The organism is Arthrobacter sp. B2a2-09, assembly GCF_027587375.1.
Taxonomy (GTDB): Bacteria; Actinomycetota; Actinomycetes; order Actinomycetales; family Micrococcaceae; genus Arthrobacter.
Window position 1 is genome coordinate 1 of sequence record NZ_JAMXIC010000039.1, and the last position, 22627, is coordinate 22627.

Annotated in this window: 15 protein-coding genes; 2 read left to right on the forward strand and 13 right to left on the reverse strand. The window is 64.1% G+C overall.

Features of this window, described 5'->3' with window-relative positions:
- Positions 1–164 precede the first annotated feature (164 nt).
- On the forward strand, positions 165–632 hold the full coding sequence (locus NFJ07_RS24220; RefSeq protein ID WP_269998525.1) for a very short patch repair endonuclease: 468 nt from the start codon (positions 165–167) through the stop codon (positions 630–632).
- Here the strand turns inward: NFJ07_RS24220 and NFJ07_RS24225 are convergent.
- The 13 genes from NFJ07_RS24225 to NFJ07_RS24285 all read right to left on the reverse strand — a co-directional run bounded on the left by NFJ07_RS24225 (position 574) and on the right by NFJ07_RS24285 (position 20325).
- A complete protein-coding gene (locus NFJ07_RS24225) occupies positions 574–810 on the reverse strand; it encodes a PLDc N-terminal domain-containing protein (RefSeq protein ID WP_269998526.1) in 237 nt (78 codons plus the stop codon). The genes NFJ07_RS24220 and NFJ07_RS24225 overlap by 59 nt on opposite strands.
- An 86-nt stretch (positions 811–896) precedes the next feature.
- Complete coding sequence (locus tag NFJ07_RS24230) at positions 897–2087, reverse strand: 5-methylcytosine restriction system specificity protein McrC (RefSeq protein WP_269998551.1); 1191 nt, start codon at positions 2085–2087, stop codon at positions 897–899.
- Positions 2088–2178: 91 nt separating this feature from the next.
- Positions 2179–4413 (reverse strand): McrB family protein, encoded by a 2235-nt coding sequence (locus tag NFJ07_RS24235; protein ID WP_269998527.1) that lies wholly within the window; start codon positions 4411–4413, stop codon positions 2179–2181.
- 142 nt (positions 4414–4555) lie between these two features.
- Positions 4556–6487, reverse strand: a complete 1932-nt coding sequence (locus tag NFJ07_RS24240) for a DUF5107 domain-containing protein (protein ID WP_269998528.1) — start codon at positions 6485–6487, stop codon at positions 4556–4558.
- A gap of 150 nt (positions 6488–6637) precedes the next feature.
- Positions 6638–7378, reverse strand: a complete 741-nt coding sequence (locus NFJ07_RS24245) for a copper homeostasis protein CutC (RefSeq protein WP_269998529.1) — start codon at positions 7376–7378, stop codon at positions 6638–6640.
- Between the two features lie 51 nt (positions 7379–7429).
- Positions 7430–7846: an acyl-CoA thioesterase gene (locus tag NFJ07_RS24250; RefSeq protein ID WP_269998553.1), complete on the reverse strand. Its 417-nt coding sequence runs from the start codon at positions 7844–7846 to the stop codon at positions 7430–7432.
- 89 nt (positions 7847–7935) lie between these two features.
- Positions 7936–10032 carry an ABC transporter ATP-binding protein gene (locus NFJ07_RS24255; RefSeq protein ID WP_269998531.1) on the reverse strand — a complete coding sequence of 699 codons (2097 nt, stop codon included), beginning with the start codon at positions 10030–10032 and terminating at the stop codon, positions 7936–7938.
- Positions 10029–11762 (reverse strand): ABC transporter ATP-binding protein, encoded by a 1734-nt coding sequence (locus NFJ07_RS24260; protein ID WP_269998532.1) that lies wholly within the window; start codon positions 11760–11762, stop codon positions 10029–10031. The genes NFJ07_RS24255 and NFJ07_RS24260 overlap by 4 nt, the downstream gene beginning before the upstream one ends.
- Before the next feature lie 248 nt (positions 11763–12010).
- Positions 12011–14065 (reverse strand): MDR family MFS transporter, encoded by a 2055-nt coding sequence (locus tag NFJ07_RS24265; protein ID WP_269998533.1) that lies wholly within the window; start codon positions 14063–14065, stop codon positions 12011–12013.
- Positions 14066–14076: 11 nt separating this feature from the next.
- Positions 14077–14559: a MarR family winged helix-turn-helix transcriptional regulator gene (locus NFJ07_RS24270; protein WP_269998534.1), complete on the reverse strand. Its 483-nt coding sequence runs from the start codon at positions 14557–14559 to the stop codon at positions 14077–14079.
- Positions 14560–14753: 194 nt separating this feature from the next.
- Positions 14754–16418 (reverse strand): thiamine pyrophosphate-binding protein, encoded by a 1665-nt coding sequence (locus tag NFJ07_RS24275; RefSeq protein WP_269998535.1) that lies wholly within the window; start codon positions 16416–16418, stop codon positions 14754–14756.
- Complete coding sequence (gene speB, locus NFJ07_RS24280) at positions 16415–17479, reverse strand: agmatinase (RefSeq protein WP_269998537.1); 1065 nt, start codon at positions 17477–17479, stop codon at positions 16415–16417. Before speB ends, NFJ07_RS24275 begins: the two co-directional genes overlap by 4 nt.
- A 185-nt stretch (positions 17480–17664) precedes the next feature.
- Positions 17665–20325, reverse strand: coding sequence for an exo-alpha-sialidase (locus NFJ07_RS24285; RefSeq protein WP_269998539.1), 2661 nt, complete (start codon positions 20323–20325; stop codon positions 17665–17667).
- Between the two features lie 281 nt (positions 20326–20606).
- Here NFJ07_RS24285 and NFJ07_RS24290 point away from each other — a divergent pair, with 281 nt between their 5' ends.
- Positions 20607–22595 (forward strand): amino acid transporter, encoded by a 1989-nt coding sequence (locus NFJ07_RS24290; RefSeq protein ID WP_269998541.1) that lies wholly within the window; start codon positions 20607–20609, stop codon positions 22593–22595.
- Positions 22596–22627 lie beyond the last annotated feature (32 nt).

Genomic DNA, 22627 nt, shown 5'->3' on the forward strand with positions numbered 1-22627 from the left:
GCCGGGAGCCCCTCCGGTCGCCGGGATCAACAACAAACAAACCACCCAGCTGTCACAAACAGCTTGATATATACCGGTTTTGGGCGGCATATGTGAGCGAGCGTCCCAGGAAGTGCCCGCATACGTGAGCGAGCGTTGCAGGGAGCGCTGCGTAGACTGAGGATATGGGCGAGAGCCGCGACTTGCTGACGCCTGAGCAACGCAGCCTGAACATGTCCAAGATCCGGGGTAAGAACACCAAGCCCGAGCTCGTGGTCCGTCGGCTGCTGCATGCCAAGGGCTACCGTTACCGACTCCATGGGCGGGCAGCGGGCGGGAAGTTGCCCGGCAGCCCGGATCTCGTGTTTGCCGGCCGGCACAAGGTCATTTTCGTCAACGGATGCTTCTGGCACTTCCACGATTGCAAGGCAGGCCGGCACGCACCGACGGCCAACGCGGACTTCTGGGAGGCCAAGCGCAACCGCACTCGGGAGCGCGACGCCGGACAGCGCGAATTGCTGACAGCCTCAGGATGGGACGTTCTCACCGTGTGGGAATGCGAACTGCGGGACCGTTCGGCTTTGGAGAATCAGCTCACGCAGTTCCTCGACGGCGGCCGAACAGGAAGTAGCTCAGCGGCCCAAAGAAGTTGATGAAGCATGCGGCCCGCCATACGGCTTTCTTTCCCCTGATCTGGGCCGCGGGGGTCTTGGAAATGCTGCGTTGTGCCGCGACGAGCAGCGCCAGCTGTCCCGCACCCACCACGAGCATGCCCACCCGTTGCCCAGGGGTCATGTCCTTCCAGGACTTCTTCTTTTTCTTGCCGTGCATGATGCCTCCGTCTGCGAATGACTGCCCTCTCAGGCTAGCCCGCCTGCCGTCCCGACGGAACCGCCCAGACGGAACAAGCCGGCACGTCACAGTCGAGCCTGGCGCACCACTTCTCCCCAGGACTGCTGGGCCAGGTCCGTGACGGCGGCAAGGATCTCCGACGGTGGCCGCGACAAGTCCAGGGGGTACTCCACAATGTCGATGTCCGTGTTGAGGATCCTTCGCAGCTTCATCTCTCCCTTGCCCGCGTAGACCAGCCATGCTGTGGGCACTTGAAGGGCAGTGCAGTAGGCCAGGAGTTGGTAGTGGTCCGCATTCAGCGATGCCCCGGAATCCGTGGCTGCGGTGTATTTGGAGTCGTACACCACCGCGGGCCTGCCACCCAGGAAATGCACGGCGTCGGGGCGCACTGTGAGCCGGTCCGAATCCCGCACGGCTTCGTTGAGGGTGGCGCCGTATTGGAGCCGCATTTCACCTGGATGCGCCCGCATGGCCTGGCGCAATGCCACGCCCACGAATTCCTCAAACACAGTGGACATGTCCACTACAAACGAGGCGGTCTGCTGTTTTCCCTCTCCCGCTTCGGCAGAGGCATTCCGCAGGATGAGCTCGGCCAAGCGGAGCACAGGGTGGTAGCGAAGATTCATCCGATTCGCTTGCCACCGCGGGAGGGGCGCCCCGGACTGCAGCCGCGTAACGGCGTCGAGCTTTCCCTTGAGCTGCCGCAAGCGGCTCAAGACGTTTTGCCGTACGCCGGGTACCTTGCCCATCCGTTCAAGGGCAGCACGCAGAATGCGGTTCTCGGCAATGTCCTCGGTGAACTCGTCATAGGAGACTTCCAGCGGAACCAGCATCCCTGGGCGGCGCGAGATCTGGTCCGAGATCCGGATGCGGCCCTTGACCGTCCGGAGGGACTCGTCCACGGTGAGATACCCCTGCAGCGGGCCGCGGCTGAGGGCCCGCTCCGCCAACTGGGCGAGCGACTCCGCGAGGGCGCTCCACAGGTCCTTGTGCTCGACGGCGGCCACGGAATCCTCGCGGAATCCCTGATCCCCGGCGTAGCTGAGGAGGAACAGCAGCCGGTTCAAGCCCAGGCGGTCCTTGGGCCGTACCTCGAACTGGACGGTCGGCGTCCGCACGGACCCGACCTTGCCCACCGGCTCAATGCGGTAGAGGCCCATCCCCATGGGCGAGGCCTTCGCGAGCCCACTGGAGTTGAGCAACGCGGCGGTGTCCGGATCAAGCTTGTCCACGATGCCACCGGAGAGCTCGTCCATGACGAGGTGCCGCACGGCCGGAGCCTTCGTGGATGCGCGGACTGCAGGCTTTCCGATACCCGGGGCGCGGGCCGGCCGCGGTGGCGCGGTCTTAGCGGACCGCAAGTCGACCCAACAACTGGTCCAGACCGAAGCGCTCCTCCAGCTGGGCCCGGTTCAACTGACCGTGGTAATGCTCCTCCAGGAGCGGCATGAGTTCGTACTTCCAGATCCGGCGCAACCCGGCGGGGTTCTGGGCCGCGTTCTTCATGAAGTAGGAGGGCCCGATCATCAGGTCCCGGTCCCAATCGTCAATGGAGTCGTTCAGGGCGTCAAGCAGGTCCGCGTTGAGGGTGTCCAGGCCGCGGGCCGTGAGGAACCGCCGGAGCGAACCGCGGATTGGCTCCACCTTCGGATGCAATTCCACGAACGCGAAGCGACGGCGGATGGCCGCATCCATCATGGCGATAGAGCGGTCTGCCGTGTTCATGGTGCCGATGATGTACAGGTTGTCCGGCAGGCTGAATGGTTCGTTGGGGCTGTACTGGAGGTAGATGCGGTCGTCGCGGTATTCCAGCAGGAAGTACAGCTCACCGAACACCTTGGCCAGGTTGGCTCGGTTCATCTCGTCGATGATGAGAAAGTACGGCTTGTTGGAGTTTCCGGGCTTGGCGGCTTCTTCCGCGAGGCGACGCAGCGGTCCGGCCACGAGCTTGAACGATACCTGGCCGTCGTCGGTCTTGTCCGGCCGGTACCCCTCGAAGAAGTCTTCGTATGCGTAGGACGGGTGGAACTGCACCAGCTTCACGCGCTCATCGGTGCTGTCTCCCGCGAGCTCGGCGGCCAAGTGCTTGGCGAGGTAGGTTTTTCCCGTGCCCGGAGGGCCGTAGAGCACCAGTTGGCGGTTCTCCTCCAGGAGCTCGGCAATCTCCGTCAGCGGCTCAAGCTCCATGTGCAAGGAAGCTGCGAACTCTTCGGTGAGGGGGCGGAACCCTTCAATCACGGGCTCGACGACGGTATCCGGGGCGGCGGTTTCCTCGCCGTCGGATTCGGCTTCGGCGGGCAGGAGTGCCTGCAGCGACTGGATGACCCTGGTAACGTCCACGACGATGCCCGAAGTGGAGAGCTGGCGCTGGACGTGCCGGGGTGCCTCGGCAATCGGGTGGGTCTCATCGAACCAGCGCACCTTGCGGCGGAGCCGGCGGTTGTCCTCGTTGTGTTCCGGCTCGCCCAGGACCACGCCGATCCTGATGACTCCGGAGTTCTGGAACAGGGCGAGGTCGCCGGGCTTCATCACCGTCAGGAACGCGAAAACAGCGGTCTTGGAGTCCTCCCGCTCCACGTAGCCGAGGTGCTTGTAGTCCTCGTCCACGGCGTGCTGGACAACACCCGCTGTCACCCCGGGAGTGAGTTCGCGGAGGTGTTCGACGTCGAGCGTTGCCTTTTCCTCGTCCCGCCAGGCGGCGAGGAGCTCGGCAGAGTCCTGGTGCGTACGCAGCAGCCACGCACGGCGGCCCGGATCTCCCACTTTGCGCCATTGGCTGACGAGCTGGCGATCGTACCAATCGATGCGCTGGCCGGCCTGTTCGTCCAGGTGCAGCCGGATGCGGTGGACGTCCGCGGTGATGTCAGTTTCCGTTTCGCCGTGGGCGCCGCCGACGAGCGAAGCGAAGGCATCCCGGATTTCGCGCCGCTCAACGTCGGCGACCACGGGCTCGAAGTAGCTGGGCCACGCCAAGTATTCGATGCTGCGCCGGATGGCTGGCTGGTCCTCGGGGGTTGCCGCCGCGAGCTCGTGGAATTTCAGCGGGTCCTTGAGGGCTTTGTTGATGCTCGCGTTGGACTGGCCATCCACGTGCGTCACGAAGCGGCACAACCAGGTGAGGTGGTCCCAGATGGTCCAGTTGAACTCCGCGGTGCGGTCACGGATGACGCCGTGATCGGTCATCCCCTGGTACAGCTCCTTGGGGAGCTCGAGCTCGGGATCGAGCCAGGACGCGGCTTCGGCAACGCGGGCGCGCTTCACCTTGAGCGACTTGACCTCGTGTGCCAAGGGCAGGGACTGCAGGAAGAGGAGCTCGACGGCGAGCAACTTCGCCTCGCGCGAAGCCCCTTCCAGGTTTTGGCGCAGGTTGGTCATCATGGGTGCCTTGGAGTCTCCGACGCCGCGTTCCAAGCGCTCCAGGAGCTCGCCGGCGGCGTCCACCGTCCAAGTGCGGGTACTGGCGTCGAGCGCCGAAGCCTTGCCTTGCAGCCCCGGGCCCAGCACAAACCACGCCGCATCTTCGATCTCCTTGGAGATACCGGGGGCACGGGTCAGTGGGGTTTTGGTGGAGGGAGTCACCATGCCAACTTACATGGTTTGTCTTGGTGCTGGCATCCGCCAAGTCGGCGCCCCCGCCACATGCGTCCCGCCTCACGCGTTCTGCCACATGCGTCCCACATATTGCCTCCTGCCGCATGCGCCCCGCGCCGGTGCACCCCGGAAGTCAGTGCATTCCGAAGCGGTAATTGGCAGGCACCGGCTCCTCGGGGAACACTTCCTGCCACAAGGCGGCGATCCCATCCTCACCTTCCCGGATGTCCGGTATCTCGACGCCGTCACGCAACATCCCTGCCGCCTCCTGGCCCCTGCCGACACCCGCGAGGGCGAGCGCCGTCAGGAACCGGACGCGTCCGACGTCGGACATTCCGGCAGGTGCCTCGCTCGCCAAAGCGAGTGCTTGGGCCGGGTTTCCGTGCCGGATGCTGAAGGTCATCGCTTCGCTGAGCAAGGGAATGTTGGCGGGCTCCAGCCGGCTCGCGGCGGCAAGCTCAGCCAAGCCTTCTTCTGCCTTGCTGGAGGCAAGCAGCGCAAGGGCCCGGCCCCTGTGGGCGAGGACCCTGGAACGAGGCGAGAGGGCGTCGGCAGTCAGGGCGGCGCCGTACCCGGCGATCGCAGCGGCGAGGTCCTGGCGGGCGTGGTTCATCGTGGCCAAGTGGAACAGCGCTTCTGCTCCCCCATCCTTTGCTAGCAGCTCTTCCCAATCGGCTCCAGCGACGAAGCTCCCTGCACCCATGAAACGCCCGCCCTCCAGGAGGCTGTGCCACGGGCTTGTTTCCTCGATGGCGTCAGGGGTTGCCTCATCGGCGAAGGGAGTGCCGGTTTCGTCCAGCCACCCGCGGCCTGAGTGTCGCCGTCGGGCACTCTCCAAAGCACCCCAAGCGCTGCCGCGCACCAGCATCTCGCCCGGAGGCAGCGCATAGTTCCGCGCCGCTTCGGCGAGGGCAACTTCAAGCTCCGCGTCCGGGACGAGGTCCTCAAGCCGGGCGCTGGCGTGGGTCACGGCTGCGTCCCAATCCTGGCCGTGGGAGGTTGCGGGGTCCAGCTTCGCGTTGCCGTAAGCCTCTACCCAGCTCCACTCGGCGCCGGCAGGCATGACCAGGTGCTCGAACTGGGTTTGCGCCAGCCCGGCTTGAATCTCCGCGTAGGGGCCGGCTCCGGGGCTGAGCCATTCCTGCCAGCGCTTCCCGCCGTCGCCCTGACCCCACACGAACAACTTCTTCCCCCGCAGAAGGCTCGTGGACAGCATAGCCAGGCCGTCGCCGTCGTGGTCTACCGCGGCGATCCAATGCCGGTGCCCGGGCTGGATGTCGAAGAAGAAATCCGCCGCGTTCGGGCTGTTGACCAGCCATGTGGCATCCATTCCTTGGTGTTCCGTGGGCCGGACGCGGGCGATATCGGTGGTGTAATCGCTGCCGAAGGCCTCGGTGGCGGGCGCGATCACGCGCGTTTCCGCCGACTCGGGAACGGCGGCGTTGCTCCACCAGTACATCGGGACGTCGTGGTCATGGGGGTTGCGGATCCGGACCGCAGTCAGGAGCACGTCCGAGTCCTCCGGAAGCCACATGTCCACCTGGAAAACCACTTCGCGGAGGCGTTCGAACTCCCACATGCGCAGGACATCGTGGCCCTCGGGCGTTCTGACGATGGCGGTGTGCACCGGATCGCAGCTGGTGGGCGAGTGCCCGCGAGTGCCGATGTTCCATTCGATCCCGCCCGCGAACCAGGCCTTGCGCAGCGCGATGTTGGCGAACTGCAGGGTCCCGTGGGTGTGGAGGAGTTGCTTTCCCGACGCCTTATCGAAGAGCTCCCACAGCCGGCCGCCCAAGGTAGGGAGGACAACGGCACGCAGTTTGCTGTTCTCAAGCACGACGGCGGGCACTTCGTGGGCGGTCCGCTCGCGCGAGTATCCGTCCTGCACCAAGTACGGGAACATGTTCGGCACTTGCCCGTAGCGTGCCGCGGCCTGCAGTTCCTCCGGGACCCCGTCGCCGATTCTGTACGGCTGGTCCAGTTCTGCCATGACCACCGGCAACGGGCTATTGGGGCCTAGCTCCGCCATGTTCAGGGTGATGGTGGAGAAGCTCAGGTTTTGCATCTTTGTGACTCCCAGGTGGCAGATTCAATCGCAATGTTGCATCTATCCTTGACCCAAGTCGCCGCTGTGTAAAGGGAACCACCCAACTGACTCGCACTTAATGTCGTTTTGGAGCCTCTAAACGACATTAAGTGCGAGTCAGTTGGGATGTCACCCCGCAGCGGCGCGTGCGGCCCTGACGAGGTCCCGGTTAGTGACCATATACGCCGTCGGGTCTGAAGAATCCGGCGAATCGAGGGCACCGGCCCGGTTCTTCCACGTCGAAACCGTGGCCTTGGCTGACAGGTGGACCGCGCTCAGTCCTGCCGTGTGCAGGGCGGGGATATCATCCAGGGCGAGTCCGCCACCTGCCATGACCTCAAGCCGCCCCGCTGCCCGCTCGACCATGCGCCCGAGTGTCGAGATCCCCGCCCCCACGGTGGCGGCGCCCCCGGAACTGAGCACCCGCGTGAATCCAAGTTCCGCGAGCTGCTCGACGGCGGCCACGGGGTCTGGAGTCTGGTCGATGGCCCGGTGGAATGTCAGTTGGGCGTTGGGGTTCGTCTCCAAGGCCGTGTCGGCGAGCTGTCGAGTGGCCTGGACGTCGATTTCACCGGCGGCCGTGAGGACTCCGATGACCACCCCATGGGCTCCCTGGGTGAGCAGGAACCGGATCTCGCGGTCCATGGTGTCCAAATCGGCACCGGAGTACAGGAAATCCCCCGGCCGGCTCCGGATCAGCGGGTGGATCTCCAGCCGTCCGTTGGCAGCTTCCTGCGCGGCTTCCATCAGGCCTTGGCTCGGGGTCAGTCCCCCAAGCTCCAAGGCGCCGCAAAGTTCAATCCGGTCCGCGCCTTCTTCAGCGGCAACGGCAGCGCCCTGGGCACCGACGGCGACGATCTCGAGTTTCATGGGGAAACTCTACGGCCACCGGGGTGCACAGGGCGCTACTGCAATGCTTCGCTAGGCCCGATAGGGCGCCAGCTGCTGCTTCTGCTCCGGAGTGAGCCTACGGACACGGCCCGTGGCCTCGTCGACGAACGCCAGATGGGTACTCGCGTTGACGCAGTCCTGGCCGGTCACGGGATCCTTGATGACGTAATGCAGGTCAAAACTTGCCCCCTTCACGGCGCCGACCCAGATCTCGACAACTGCCGGAATGTTCCGGTATTCCAAGGTCCGGACGTACCGGACCTTGTGCTCGACCACAAGGGTCATGACCCCGTCTTGAACATCGTTGAAAATGGAGACCGGCGGTTCAACTCCGGGGAGTCCGGCACCGCGGGGTGGGCCGAAGGCCGCGATGCGAGCCTCTTCGAGCATGCGCACGATCTGGACGTTGTTGATGTGCCCGTACGCGTCCATGTCGCCCCAACGCATCGGCACAAGCACCTTGATGCGCTGGCCAGGGGTCTCCGCGGTTTCCGTAGCCTCCGGATCCACCCCTGCCACTATTCCCGTATCCGCGCTCAGCTGTGCACCGCCGTCGAGTCATCCACAACGACTTCCTCGGCATCCTCACCAGCGAACTGCGACATGTAGAGGCGGTAGTACGCGCCCTGCAATGCGAGCAGTTGGTTGTGGTTGCCCTGCTCCACGATGCTTCCGTTTTCCATCACCAGGATGGTGTCGGCGTCGCGGATGGTGGACAAACGGTGGGCGATGACAAAGCTGGTGCGATCCGTGCGGAGCGCAGCCATGGCCTTCTGCAACAGCAGTTCGGTGCGGGTGTCAACGGAGCTCGTGGCCTCGTCCAGGATCAACAGCGAAGGATCGGAAACGAACGCCCGCGCAATGGTGATGAGCTGCTTCTCGCCCGCGCTGACGTTGTTGCCTTCCTCGTCGATGATGGTCTGGTACCCATCCGGCAGGGCACGCACGAAGCGGTCCACATACGTGGCCTTGGCCGCCTCCATGATTTGTTCCTCGGTGGCGTCGAGGTTGCCGTACTTGATGTTGTCGTAAATAGTCCCGCCGAACAGCCAAGCGTCCTGGAGCACCATTCCCACCTTGGAGCGAAGCTCGGAACGGCTCAGCTCCTTGATGTCCACCCCGTCCAGGGTGATACGCCCCGAATTGAGTTCGTAGAACCGCATGACGAGGTTGACCAGGGTGGTCTTGCCCGCACCCGTGGGTCCGACGATCGCCACGGTGTGTCCGGGCTCCGCGCTGAGGGAAAGGTTCTCGATGAGCGGCTTGTCGGCAACGTAGCTGAAGGACACGTTCTCGAACTCGACGTGACCGTCCGTGCGCGGGGGCAGGTGACGGGCCGCGTTCTCCGGCATTTCCTCATCGGCATCCAGGAACTCGAAAACGCGCTCGGCGGAAGCCACACCGGACTGGAGCATGTTGGCCATACCGGCGATCTGGCCAAGCGGCTGCGTGAATTCACGCGAGTACTGGATGAACGCCGTGGCGTCGCCCAGGCTCATGGAACCGGAGGCCACACGCAAACCACCGACGACGGCGATGCCCACGTAGCTGAGGTAGGAGACGAAGTTCATGGCCGGGAAGATGATTCCGGAAACAAACTGTGCCCCGAACGAAGCCTTGTACAGGGCTTCGTTGCGTTCGTCGAAACGCTCCAGCATGTCCGCGTCACGCCCGAAGACCTTGACGAGCTCGTGGCCCGAGAACGATTCCTCGATCTGGCCGTTGAGCGAGCCGGTGTTCTTCCACTGGGCAGCGAACAGCTTCTGGCTGCGCGAGCCGATCACGCCGGCGAGCACACCGGAGAGCGGCAAGGCAACCAGCGCGATCAGGGCCAGCTGCCAGGAAACGATGAACATCATGATGGTGATGCCGAAGACCGTCAGCACCGAGCTGACCAGCTGCGCAAACGCCTGCTGCAGCCCTTGCTGGACGTTGTCGACGTCGTTGGTCACGCGGGAGAGGATGTCGCCGCGCTGGCGGGTGTCGAAGTAGTTCAAGGGCAAGCGGTTGAGCTTGGCCTGGACATCATTGCGGAGGCGGTTGATCACCTTCATGACGATCTTGTTCAGGATGTAGCCCTGGGCCCACAGGAAGATGTTGGCCACGAAGTACATCAAGAGCACGATCGAGATCAGGAACGTGAGCTTGGAGAAGTTGATCCCGTTGCTGAGCTCCATCTTGGAGACCATGTCCGCGAAGTTGTTCTGGCCAGCCTGGCGGAGGCCTTCGGCGAAGGCCGCCTGGCTCACGCCGGGAGGCAATTGCTTGCCCATGACACCGCCGAAGATGACGTCCATGGCACTGCCGAGGATCTTCGGGGCGATGACGTTCAGGACGACCGAGACCACGACGAGGCCGATGACGAAGACCACCCCGCCGGCCTCTGGCTTGAGCAGCCCCAGGAGCCGCTTGGCCGACGGTCCGAAAGCCTTGGCCTTCTTGGCCGGTAGGTTGCCAAACATGCCGCCGTCGGCTTCGCCTGGCGTGTATTCGGTTTCTTCGATGTCGTCATCGTCCACCGCTGTTACGGCATCGGTTGCGGTTGCATCCTTCGCTTCCGCGGCTTCGCGTGCAGCCTTCGATGCGTCGGCCTTCGCGGCCCAGCCGCGCTTTTGCTGATTCTGTTCGGTCATGCCACTTCCTCCGCGCTCAGCTGGGATTCGACGATCTCCTGGTACGTGGGTGACGTTTCCAGGAGTTCTTCATGGGTGCCGCGGTCAACGATTCTGCCGTTGTCCAGGACCAGGATCTGGTCCGCGTCCGCAATGGTCGAGACGCGCTGGGCCACGATGATGACCGTGGCATCCTGCGTCTTTTCCTTCAGCGCCCTGCGAAGGCGGGCGTCCGTGGCCACATCCAAGGCCGAGAAGGAATCGTCAAAGAGGTAGACCTTTGGCTGCGTCACCAAGGCCCGGGCGATGCAGAGGCGCTGCCTCTGGCCACCGGAAACGTTGGTGCCGCCCTGTGCCACCCGACGGTTGAGGCCGGAAGACTTTTCCATGACGAAGTCCTTGGCCTGTGCGGTTTCCAGGGCATCCCAAAGTTCCTGGTCCGTGGCATCGGTCTTGCCGAAGCGCAGGTTGTGCTCGATGGTTCCGGAAAACAAATACGGCTTCTGCGGCACCGTGGCCACGCGACTGGTGATTTCATCGCGGTCCAGGCTGGTGACCGGAACGCCGTCGAGCAATACATCGCCGGACGCGACGTCGTACAGTCGCGGCAGCAGCGACACCAGGGTGGTCTTGCCTGCGCCGGTGGAGCCGATGATGGCGAGGGTCTGGCCTGGCTCCGCGGTGAAGGAAATGTTGCTCAACACGGGAGCTTCAGCGCCGGGGTATTTGAAGGTGACATCGCGGAATTCGACGCGACCCCTCTTTTCCGCGGGCGCTACGGGCGCCTCCGGATCGTGGATGGAGGGTTCGACGTCGAGAACCTCGCCGATGCGGTCCGCACACACGGACGCGCGCGGGATCATCATCGCCATGAAGGTACCCATCATGACGGCCATGAGGATCTGCAGGAGGTACTGCAGGAAGGCAGTCAAGGAACCCACCTGCATGTTGCCCGCATCCACCCTTTGGCCGCCGAACCACAGCACTGCCGCCGTGGAAAGGTGCAGGATCATTCCGATGGCCGGGAACATCAAGACAAACAGGTTGCCGATCTTGACCGAAACCAAGGTGAGGTCCTTGTTGGCGTCGCCGAAGCGCTTGGCCTCGTACGGTTCACGAACGAAGGCACGGACCACGCGGATACCGATGATCTGTTCACGCAGGACACCGTTGATGGCGTCGATCTTCTTCTGCATGGAGCGGAAGAGCGGCATGAGCCTGACCACGAGGTAACCAACCACGGCCACGAGCACGGGCACCGAGACCCAGACGAGCCACGAGAGGCTGAGATCCTCGCGCAAGGCCATGATGATGCCGCCAACGCACATGATGGGCGTGGACACCATGAAGTTCAGGCCCATCAGCATGAGCATCTGGACTTGCTGGACGTCATTGGTGCCGCGGGTGATCAAGGTGGGTGCGCCGAAACTGTTGACGTCCTTGGCCGCGAAGCTGCTGACCTTGCGGAAGACGTCCCTGCGCAAGTCGCGGCCCATGGCCATGGCCACGCGGGAGCCGAAGTAGACCCCCGCGATGGCCGCAATGACCTGGCCGAGCGCGACCACGAGCATCAGGGCACCGGTTTGCCAGATGTAGTTGGTATCCCCCCGGGATACCCCTTCATCGATGATTTTTGCGTTGAGGCTTGGAAGGTAAAGGGTGGCAATGGTAGACGCCAACTGGAAGATGATGACGGCCAGTATCTGCGGCAAATACGGCTTGGAGTAGCGCCGTATCAGGGTGACAAGCATGCCCACGGATCCTTAATGAGAGTGCGAATGAGAGTGCGCGAATGACTAAATACATGGATAGCAGCAGGCGCTGACAGTATTAGTCCCTCAACTCTACGAAATCCGTTGCCTCAGCGAAATATTGATAGCTAAATATCATCCTTGCGACGTACCGCGGGCCACCGCAGGGTTCCTAAGCCCTGCGGTGGCCCCGCGACTGATCCTGCGGCGGGCTCCCCCGGCCCGCGACTGATCCTGCGGCGGGCCGGTTAGCCCGCGTGCCGCCCGGTTTCCCCTGCCCTCGGGGCATCGCCGGCGAGGAGCAGCAAGGCAGCCCTTTCCTGGCGGCGGCGTTCACGCTTGAGTTCCTTGCGCAGCGCGGCCAACTCCTCAGCGATCCGCGACTGCTCGACGGCGGTGGCAAGCTGCTCGTGCACGCGCACTTGGAGCTCGCGCTGTGCCCGGCTCAGCTGAAGCTGTTGTTCGGCCAGCAGCCGCTGGGTGCGGGCAAGCTGGTCCTGGACCTCGCGCAGGCCTGCGGCAGGGTCCGGCCGTTCCTGCGTCAGGATCCGGGCGAACTCGAGGTCCAGCTCATCGTGCTCTTTCTCGGCCGCCGCACGGGCGCGACTGGCACCCAAGGGGGTGCCGCCGTCGTCGGCTGCTTGGAGAAGCGCTGCGTCAGGAAGGTCGGCGGATTCGATAACCGGCAGCGCGGAGGTGTCCAGGGTCATACCGGCCTCGCCGGAAGCATTTGCCAGCAGTTCCTTCGTAGGCGTTGCGTCCACTGTCTTCCGCAACGGAACTTCCTTGATGAACAGCACGGCGATGAACGCGACCAGGGCAATGACGGCGGAGATCATGAAGATCTGGGCGGTCGCATCGCCGTAGGCGGCACGCATGATGTCGCGGATCGGGGCGGGCAGGTCCGTCAGGTCCATGCTCGCATTGCTGGAGCCTCCGCTCACGGGGATGTGGGCCGCGGCGAGGCCTTGGGTGGCAAGGTCCTTGACGTGCGTGGCCATGATGGCACCGAGCACTGAGACGCCGATCGCACCGCCCACGGAGCGGAAGAACGATACGGAGGCGCTGGCCGTGCCGATGTCCTCGGCGCGGACCGTGTTCTGGACCGCGAGGACAAGGTTCTGCATCAGCAGACCGAGGCCCAGGCCGAAGATGGCGGTGAAACAGCCGGTGATCCACAGCTCGGTGGTGTGGTTGATGGTGCCGGTGAAAGCAAGGCCGCCGGCCAGCAGCACGGAGCCGGCCAGGAGGAACCGCTTCCATTTGCCGTAGCGGCTGATCAGCTGGCCAGACGCCACCGAGCCCAACAGGTTGCCGGCGATCATGGGGAGCGTCAGAAGGCCGGCCTCGGTGGGTGTAGCGCCGCGGGCTACCTGGAAGTACTGGCCCAGGAACGTGGAGGAGCTGAACATGGCGATACCGACGGCCACGGAGGCCAGGATCGCCAATGCGGTGGTGCGCTGCGAAATGATCTTCAGCGGGATGATGGGCTGGGCCACCTTGGATTCGACCAGCACCAGCAGGGCCAGCAGAAGCACGCCGCCGCCGACCATGAGGGCGGACTGCCAGGAGATCCAGTCGTAGTAGTCCGGGTTGCCGGCGAAGGACACCCAGATCAGGAGCAGGCTCACGCCGGAGGTCAGCAGGATGGAACCGAGCCAGTCGGTCTTGGCCGGGCGCTTGATGTGCTGGATCTTGAGGGTCACCTGGAGCAGGATGAGGGCGATGACGGCGAGCGGCACGCAGACGAAGAACGTCCAGCGCCAGCCGAGCGGGCTGTCGACGATGAATCCGCCGAGGAGCGGTCCGCCTGCGGTACCGACCGCCATGACGGCGCCCATGTAGCCGGAGTACTTGCCACGGTCCCGCGGCGGGATCATGGTGCCGATGATGGCCTGGGCCAAGGCGGTGAGGCCGCCCATCGCGATGCCCTGGATGACGCGGGCGGTCAGCAGGAAGGGAATGCTCTGGGAGAAGCCGGCCATGACCGAGCCGGCCACGAAGATCACGATGCTCAGCTGGACCAGGAGCTTCTTGTCGAAGAGGTCGGCGAGCTTGCCCCAGATGGGCGTGGTGGCGGCGTTGGCCAGCAGCGCGGCCGTGATGACCCACGCGAAGTCCGTTTGGGTGCCGTGGAGATCGGACATGATGGTCGGCAGGGCGTTGGCCACGATGGTGCTGCTCAGGATAGCGGTGAAGAATGCCGCGAGAAGGCCCGTCAGGGCCTCCATGATCTGGCGGTGCGTCATGGGCGCGGATGACGCCGGCACCGCCGTCGAACGTTCTTGTATTCGGGTTGCCATTGCTGCTGCTCCTAAGCTGTGTGGTTCGAGTGGTGGGAGCCGGCCGCCGTTGCCCGGACTGAGTGGTTGAGTGATGTGGTCAATTTCTCCAGGACCTGCCCTGCCTCCAGGGCGTCTTCCTCGCTCCATTCCGCGAGGTAGGCCCGCAAGTTGATGCTGCGCTGTTCTTCGAAGTCCCGGACCTTCTCAATTCCGGATTCGGAGAGGGCCACCAATTGTGCGCGGCCGTCGGCGGGATCGGGGCGCCGGACCACCAAACCGAGTTCCTCCAGTTCGGCGATATGCCGGCTGAGGACCGGGGGGCTGACGCCGAGTCGGGATGCAAGCTTCGTGGCCCGGGACTCCCCCTCGCCGATGAAGCGCATGACTCCCTGCAGGGCGAAGCCGACGTCGGCATCCTTCGCGATGTTCGCGGTCACGATGCAACGCAGCACCCGCTGCAGATCGAAAATCTGATGGACGAGTTCGGTTGCTGTGCTGGATGCGACAGCCATGGAAGACACCTCACTTTTGTTTGCCTAAAGCAACTATACGCCTAATTGATTGCTTTGGGAAACTAATGATGTGTGAGGTGCGTTAAACACCAAGCGCGAGCTGGCAGGTAATGCCCTCAAAATCGAAATTTGAGGGCATCTGCTGCCAGCTCGCGCCGGGGTTTGAGGTGCTGGGGCGTGAAGCGTCTAGAGTGTCAGTCGCCCAAGTGGGTGGGGCCGAACATCTTCAGGAGGGTTTCAACCACGACGACGTTGGGGCCGTCCGCGGCGAATCCTTCCCGGAGCGCGTCCCCGACGTCGCCCGGGGCCACTCTGCGGGCCGGGACGCCGAAGGCCTCCGCCAGCTTGACGAAGTCCGGACGGGCAAGCTCGGTAGCCGTGGCCTTGCCGAAAGCGCCCACCATGTATTCGCGCAGGATGCCGTAGCCGCCGTCGTCCACGATCAGCCACGTGACCGGGATGTTGTGCTGCTTGGCGGTGGCGAGCTCCGAGATCGAATACATGGAGGATCCATCGCCCGAAACTGCCAGCACGCGGCCCGGCTTGCCCACGGTTTCCAGTCCCACGGCGCCGCCGATGGCCGCCGGGAAGCCGTAGCCGAGGCCGCCGGCCCCCTGGGCCGAGTGGAACTGGCCCTCGCGGGAATCCCAGCAGCTCCATCCCCAGTAGGCGGAGATCGTCATGTCCCAGAAGGTCTGCATGTCCGCCGGAACGGCTTCGCGGATGTCGGCCATGAACTTCAGTTCCTTGCCGAGGTCCTGCGCTTCAAGGCGTGCTTTGACCTTGGCCAGGGACTCCTTGACGAGGTCCTCGGGCGTGGCGCCGTGCCAGTCCGGTGCCGCCGCCGTCGCAGGCAGCGCCTCGTCCAAGGCAGCATCCAGGGCAGCAAGGGCCTGGCCGGCGTCGGCGCGGATGCCCAGGCCGGGCCGGTTGGACTCCAGGACCCGGGGTTCGGCGTCGATCTGGATGATGCGCCCGCGCGGCTCGAAGGTGAAGTAGTTGGACGTCACCTCACCCAGGGAGGAACCGATGACGATCAGTACATCGGCATCCTCGAGGACATCGGTCATGTGGCGGTCTTCGATCCAGGACTGCAGGGACAGCTCGTGGGTCCAGGGGAACGCCCCGTTGCCGCCGGGCGTGCAAATCACCGGGGCACGGAGTTTCTCGGCGATCGACAGGAGCGACTTCTCAGCCTGGCCGCGGCGCGTGCCGCCGCCAGCGATGATCGCCGGACGCTCCGCGGTCGAGAGCCATTTGACGGCTTCGCGGATCAGCTCCACGCGCGGCGGGTTGTCAGCCGCTTCGGCGAGGGCGTCCTCCACCGGCGGGACCATGATGGGGTCCAGGAGCACGTTTTGCGGAATCTCGATCCACACCGGCCCCTGCGGGGAGGAAATGGCCTCGGTCCAGGCATCCTGGATGGCCGAGGGAATCCCGGAGGCGTGCTGGATGAGGCGCTGGCTCTTGGTGACGTTCGCGGCCGAGGCCTTCTGGTCATCGAGCTGGTGCAGCATGCCCTTTCGGCGCGCCCCCAGGCCCTCCAAGGGAATCTGGCTCGCCACGACCACCATCGGCACGCCGCTCGCATACGCTTCCTGCAGGCCGGCCAGGGACGTCAAAGCACCCGGACCGGTGGACAGGAACAGCACCCCGACCTCGCCCGTGGCACGGGAATACCCGTCCGCCGCGAAGGCGGAGTTGTTCTCCACACGGGAGGACACGAAGTGCAGATTGCCGCGGCCCATGGCGTCGAACAAACCCAGGGCGTGCTGGCCAGGGATCCCGAAGACCGTCTTGGCGCCGAGTGCCTCAAGGGTCTCGACGACGAGGTCCCCGCCGTTGCGCTGGTCCGTCACTTCGTGACCGCCGCGGCGAAACCGGCCGGGCGCCGGGATTCCTGGCCGAGGGCCTGTGCGGCGTACCCGTTCGGGGCGCCGTGGCGGTTGCCTTCGACGGCGTTGTCCGCCATGAGGGTGACGAGCTCGTAGGCAACGTGGCTGGCCGCGACGCCCGTGATTTCAGCGTGGTCATAGGCCGGGGCGACCTCAACGATGTCTGCGCCAACGAGGTTCGTACCGCGGAAGCCACGGATGATTTCGAGGAGCTCGCGGCTGGTGATGCCGCCGGCTTCGGGCGTGCCGGTACCCGGCGCGTGGGCCGGATCCAGGACGTCGATGTCCACGGAAATGTACAGCGGGCGGTTGCCGATGCGGGCACGGATCTTGGCCACGGTCTCGAGGACGCCCTGGTAGTAGACGTCCGCCGAGGTGACGATGCCGAAGCCGAAGCGGTGATCGTCGTCGAGGTCCTTCTTGCCGTAAAGCGGGCCGCGGGTACCAACGTGGCTGATGGCCTCGGTATCGAGGATGCCTTCTTCGACGGCGCGGCGGAACGGGGTGCCGTGCGTGTACTCGGCGCCGAAGTAGGTGTCCCAGGTGTCCAGGTGGGCGTCGAAGTGCAGCATGGCGACGGGCTCGCCGGCGCGTTCGGCGGCGGCGCGGAGCAGCGGCAGGGCGATGGTGTGGTCGCCACCGAGCGTGACGAGCTTGCTTCCGTTGGCGGTCAGATCCAGTGCGTTCTGCTGGATGGTCTCGATGGCCTCGTTGATGTTGAACGGGTTCACAGCCATATCGCCGGCATCGGCAACCTGGATGTTCTCAAAGGGGCTGACGTCCCAGGCCGGGTTGTACGGGCGCAGCAAACGGCTGGCCTCACGCACGTGGTTGGCACCGAAGCGGGCGCCGGGGCGGTAGGAAACACCGGAGTCGAAGGGGACACCGACCACCGTGACATCGGCCTTGGAAACCTGGTCAAGGCGAGGCAAACGGGCATAGGTGGCAGCACCGGCATAGCGCGGGATTCGGGCCGAATCAATAGGGCCAAGGTTGCCGTTGGCCTCAATACGAAGCTCTTCCAAAATGCGGCGCTCCTTTGTGAATAGGTGAGACGGGATAGTGATTGTGACACCCATCATACACTCAAAGTTGCCTTATATGCATCACTTGTTTACGCCAGCAAAAAACAAGCGAATCCCTCGAAACAAGACTGGGCCGGGCTCCCACAGCGCCCGGCCCAGCTTGTCACCTCATGTCCCCTACCGGCCTATTTGCTCCCGAAGGGCGTCACTTGGAAGTCTCCGAATGACACTTGGTGCCCTTCCGAGTCCAGCACGACGAGGCTGTCCATTCCGTTCTTCACGTCGTTGGGCAGCACGAAGGAAAGGGTGTTTTGCTGCGTCGGGAAGAACCAGCCCAGGCGGTAGCTGCGCTTGTTCAGGTAGACGTAGTACCACTGGCCGTACTCCACGTTGTGGACCGTCACGGTCTGCCCGCTGCGGTATTTCTCCGTTCCGAGCCCCAAGTCCAGCGGCGGATTCGCGCCGATCAACTCCTGGGAAGCCAACGCGGGCTCGGAACCGGGCTTTGCAGGCTTGACTTTCAGCGCGACCACTTGGCTGGTCAACTCAAGGGACGCAACCTTGGCGCCGTTGCTCGCGCTGACCGGGACCGTCATTGCCGGAAGCTGCTGGGCCGCGACGTCGGCGTCGGTCAGCGTGTAGGTGGATGTGAGCGTGGCCGACTCACCCACGGCCAGGGTCGGCTTGGACAATCCAATGGCAGTAGCCGAAAGATCCGTCAATGCCACATTGCCGGCGTTGCTCACCGCGTAGGCGAAAGTCACCGTATCGCCCGGACCGGCAAACCCGTCCCCGTCAACATCGTTGAAGGTGGACACTACCGATCCGTTCAACTGGGGATTGCGGACCAACAGGTCCACCTCATCACCCGTGACGGTGTAGTTCTGGGTGGCAGCCCCACTGCCCGTTACTTGCCAGACGGTGCTGGGGACGAAGAATCCTTGCGCCACCTCGTCCGCGGTCACGGTGTGCTGCGGCGTGCCGCAGAGGTAATTGCCCCACACGCCAAGCGCGCTGAACCGGCAGTTGCCCGAACCTGGCGGCAGGAACGGCTGGAAGTTGCCGGACTGCGGGACAACGGATTCCGTGACGTTGCCGGTGCTGTACACCCGGAACTTGTAGGGCACCGTGTTGCCCGCGGTGTACGGGTGGGTTGTCAGGTCCCTTCCGGCGTCATTGCGGGCGCCGAAAATGTAGGCGCCCACCACGTTGCTGGCGGAACCACCTGCAACAGTCACAGACACGGGTGCGGTAATCGATGACCCGCCGACGTTCAACCTGGCGGTCAGGGGTACCGGACCTGCCTTAGCGTACGACGGCGCCGTGACAGTCAGCTGGACAGTCGCCGAGGCGCCCGGATCGAGGGAGGCGAGATCCGCCGTCGTCGACGTCCAATCCTGCAAGGCATCGAGGCTGACGGTCGACGCGGGAAGCGGCGAGCTGTCGTTATTCGTGACGGTCACACTGAGCTGCGCGCTGCCACCGTTCGTGACAGTGGCGGCGCCGGGGACAACGACGGCGGCAACCGGGCTAAGCCAGGCCGTGTCGAATTTCCCGAAGGTGATGGTGTTGTTGTCACCTTCGTATAGGACGCCGAAACTACCGTCCGAAAGGGCGCTCAGGGTGGAGTAGGACATGCTTCCAGGCTTGAAAACGCGCGAGGAACCCCACGTCTTGCCGTCGTCGGCAGAGTAGCGGATAGTGCCGTCCACGCGCGCACCGCCCGCAGTGGGAGTGGGCGAGTTGGAGAACAGCAGCTTCTTGGCATCAGCCGATCCCGCAGCCGCATCCGGAAACATCCTCGTGATGGATCCGTTGTTCCGCGGGTCCGGGAGCTGGGTCTCCGCAACCGGCGTGCTGTACGTGACACCGCCGTCGGTGGAATACGCCACCTTGCGGAAGTGCGGATTGGCGCCGGTACTGTCCCTCGAGTTCAACATGACGCGACCGTCGGAGAGTTCTACCGTCTTGTTCTCATCCATACCTGTTCCCGTAGGCGTACCCATGTTCCAGCTCCTGCCGTGGTCATCCGAGTAGACGCTGTAGGCCTGGATCTGGCGGCTTCCATCTTGCTGGACAACGGTTCCGGCAAACTGCTGGATGAGCCTGCCCGCGTGCGCCCCGTACTTGAGTTGAATGCCCTCGCCGGACGAGGCGAACATGCTGACCACGCCGCCAACATTGGGAACGCCGTTGATGGTGCTGCCGTTTGGCTTGACCGTACCGGTGATCAGCGGCCCCGCAAACCCGGTGTAGGCCGAACCCGCCGGATAGCTGGACGGGACGGGCAGGGTCGGCTGGTTGCCGGGATCCGTGGACCAGGTGAGTCCGCGGTCGGTGGAGACGGACACTTGCGAGCTGATCACGTTGGCGTCGGAATCGTCATTGCCGAGCACGCTGCCCGCGAACCCCTGGTTCTTGGAGTAGACGTGGAAGTTGAACACCGTCCCGCTGGCTTTGTCCACGACGTAGCTGGGGTCACTGAAACCGTATTTCTGCACGCCCGCTGAACCCAACTGGCCCCGCGCGATGAAGGTGGGACTGCCCCATGTCTTTCCTCCGTCGGTGCTGCGCCGCTGGACGATGGAGTTGGCAGAGGGAGAATCGCCGCCATCGGGCCGGCCGTCGTAGGAAGCCAGAAGGACTCCGTCGCCCAAATCCGCGAGCGCGACGATCCGGTAGTACTTGCCCAGGACGGGGTCGATGGTGTTGTCACCGTTGGAAGCGAGGACCTGCTCGGCGTAGTTTCCCGGAGGGTTGGAGGGAACGTTGGGACTCGGGAACGGATCCAACGCGGCATAGGCGGGCAAAACGGTTGACGTCATGAGAACTGCGGTGGCTGCCACGGAGACGGCAAGTCTTCCCTGGCTCCATCCCGGCCGCCTCCTGACCCTGTCACTGAATAGCGGGTTATTCATGCGTAGCCCTTTCGTATTTTGGTCACATCCAACATAGGACGTTCTATATGCTACGTGATGCCGCTCACACGCCAAATCCTTGAAATGCGTCCCTGGCGAAGTGACCCACGTCACGGGAGGCGTAAAGATTCCATAAAAACGGGCATCCCCTCCCGGATGCGCCCGTACGCTCCATCTGGAGCAGCTTCCAGGCTGCGCGAAAGGACCATGTGACAACGCTGACCAGGCCGCCTGCCGAACCCTCCGACCGGCGCAAACCCGCGGGCGACATCAAACAGGGGCAATTCAAACGATGGCTGCTCGACGGAATCCCTGAGACGTCGGGAAAGCGCCAAGGTCCACACGGCAAACCGGACCAGGACCATACGCCCCAGTCCTGGTGGAAAGTCATGTGCCTCACCGGCGTCGACTACTTCTCCACCCTCGGCTACCAGCCCGCCATTGCGGCACTCGCGGCCGGTATCGTCTCTCCGCTGGCCACGATCGTCCTGGTCGCCGTCACCCTGCTCGGTGCCTTGCCCGTCTATCGCAGGGTTGCTTCCGAAAGCCACCGCGGCGAAGGTTCCATTGCGATGCTTGAGCGCCTCCTCCCCCGCTGGGGCGGCAAACTCTTTGTGCTCGCGTTGCTGGGTTTCGCAGCCACGGACTTCATGATCACGATAACCTTGTCCGCCGCAGACGCGAGCGCCCACGCCATCGAAAACCCCTTTGCCCCGGAATGGCTCCACGGGCAGGAAATCACCATCACCCTGGCGCTCATCGCCGGCCTTGGCGTGGTTTTCCTCAGGGGTTTCAAGGAGGCCATCAACGTCGCCGTCGTGCTAGTGGGCATCTATTTGGTGCTGAACGCCGTCGTCGTCGCGGTCGGCTTGGTGCACGTGGTGACCGAGGCACATGTGGTGACCGACTGGTGGGCCGCACTGAACCAACAGCACGGCAACCCGTTGATCATGGTGGGCATCGCGCTCCTGGTCTTCCCGAAACTTGCCCTGGGCCTCTCAGGATTCGAGACCGGCGTCGCGGTCATGCCACAGATCAAGGGCAGCCCCAGCGACACGGAAGAAAATCCCGCGGGACGCATCCGCGGCACCCACAAACTGCTCACGACGGCGGCACTCATCATGAGTGCCTTCCTGGTGGCCTCGAGCTTCATCACCACGTTCCTGATTCCGGCCGCTGAATTCCAGCCGGGCGGCAAAGCCGACGGACGAGCCCTCGCATTCCTTGCGCACCAATTCCTGGGCGATGGCTTCGGCACGGTCTATGACATCAGCACCATCGCCATCCTGTGGTTCGCCGGTGCCTCCGCGATGGCCGGTTTGCTGAACCTCGTGCCGCGCTATTTGCCGCGCTTCGGCATGGCCCCTGCATGGGCCAAAGCCGTCCGGCCGCTGGTCCTTGTCTTCACGGCTATTGCCTTCATCGTCACGCTGGTCTTCGAGGCAAACGTGGATGCCCAAGGTGGCGCCTATGCCACCGGCGTGCTAGTCCTCATGACCTCGGCCTCGATCGCTGTCACCCTGTCCGCCCGCAGGAAAAAGCAGAAAGGCAAGACCATCGCTTTCGGTGTGGTGGCCGTCGTCTTCACCTACACCACGGTGGCCAACGTGGTGGAACGCCCTGACGGCATCAGGATCGCGGCCCTGTTCATCCTTGGCATTGTCCTGGTGAGCTTCGCGTCGCGGGTACGCCGGTCCTTCGAACTGCGGGCTACGCACATCAAGATGGACCAGACGGCACTTGAGTTCACGGCCTCCAACGTGGAAGGCCCCATCCGGATCATCGCGCACGAGCCCAAGCGGCTGAGCGCCGACCGGTACCAGTTGAAGCTGCAGCATGCCCAGCAAGCCAACCACTTGCCGGTAGACAGCGACGCGATCTTCATCGAGATCATCGTGGATGACAGCTCCGACTTCGAGCAGGAACTCCTCGTGGAAGGCAAGCGCCGGCACGGCTTCAAGATCCTGGAGATCCACAGCAACAACGTGCCCAACACGCTGGCCGCAGTGCTCCTCCACATCCGCGACGTCACGGGACTCATGCCGCATATCTATTTCCGTTGGACCGAAGGCAATCCGATCGCCAACCTGAGCAAGTTCCTCTTCTTCGGCGTGGGCGAGATCGCGCCGGTCACCCGCGAAGTGCTCCGCGAAGCCGAACCGGACATCACGCGCAGGCCATGGGTGCACGTGGGCTGAACTGGGCTGAACATGGCAGTGTTGGTGCCGCT

Coding starts and splice junctions, on each gene's coding strand:
- NFJ07_RS24220 (WP_269998525.1), top strand. CDS start 165: ATGGGCGAGAGCCGCGACTTGCTGACGCCTGAGCAACGCAGCCTGAAC.
- NFJ07_RS24225 (WP_269998526.1), bottom strand. CDS start 810: ATGCACGGCAAGAAAAAGAAGAAGTCCTGGAAGGACATGACCCCTGGG.
- NFJ07_RS24230 (WP_269998551.1), bottom strand. CDS start 2,087: ATGGACGAGCTCTCCGGTGGCATCGTGGACAAGCTTGATCCGGACACC.
- NFJ07_RS24235 (WP_269998527.1), bottom strand. CDS start 4,413: ATGGTGACTCCCTCCACCAAAACCCCACTGACCCGTGCCCCCGGTATC.
- NFJ07_RS24240 (WP_269998528.1), bottom strand. CDS start 6,487: ATGCAAAACCTGAGCTTCTCCACCATCACCCTGAACATGGCGGAGCTA.
- NFJ07_RS24245 (WP_269998529.1), bottom strand. CDS start 7,378: ATGAAACTCGAGATCGTCGCCGTCGGTGCCCAGGGCGCTGCCGTTGCC.
- NFJ07_RS24250 (WP_269998553.1), bottom strand. CDS start 7,846: ATGCGTTGGGGCGACATGGACGCGTACGGGCACATCAACAACGTCCAG.
- NFJ07_RS24255 (WP_269998531.1), bottom strand. CDS start 10,032: ATGACCGAACAGAATCAGCAAAAGCGCGGCTGGGCCGCGAAGGCCGAC.
- NFJ07_RS24260 (WP_269998532.1), bottom strand. CDS start 11,762: ATGCTTGTCACCCTGATACGGCGCTACTCCAAGCCGTATTTGCCGCAG.
- NFJ07_RS24265 (WP_269998533.1), bottom strand. CDS start 14,065: ATGGCAACCCGAATACAAGAACGTTCGACGGCGGTGCCGGCGTCATCC.
- NFJ07_RS24270 (WP_269998534.1), bottom strand. CDS start 14,559: ATGGCTGTCGCATCCAGCACAGCAACCGAACTCGTCCATCAGATTTTC.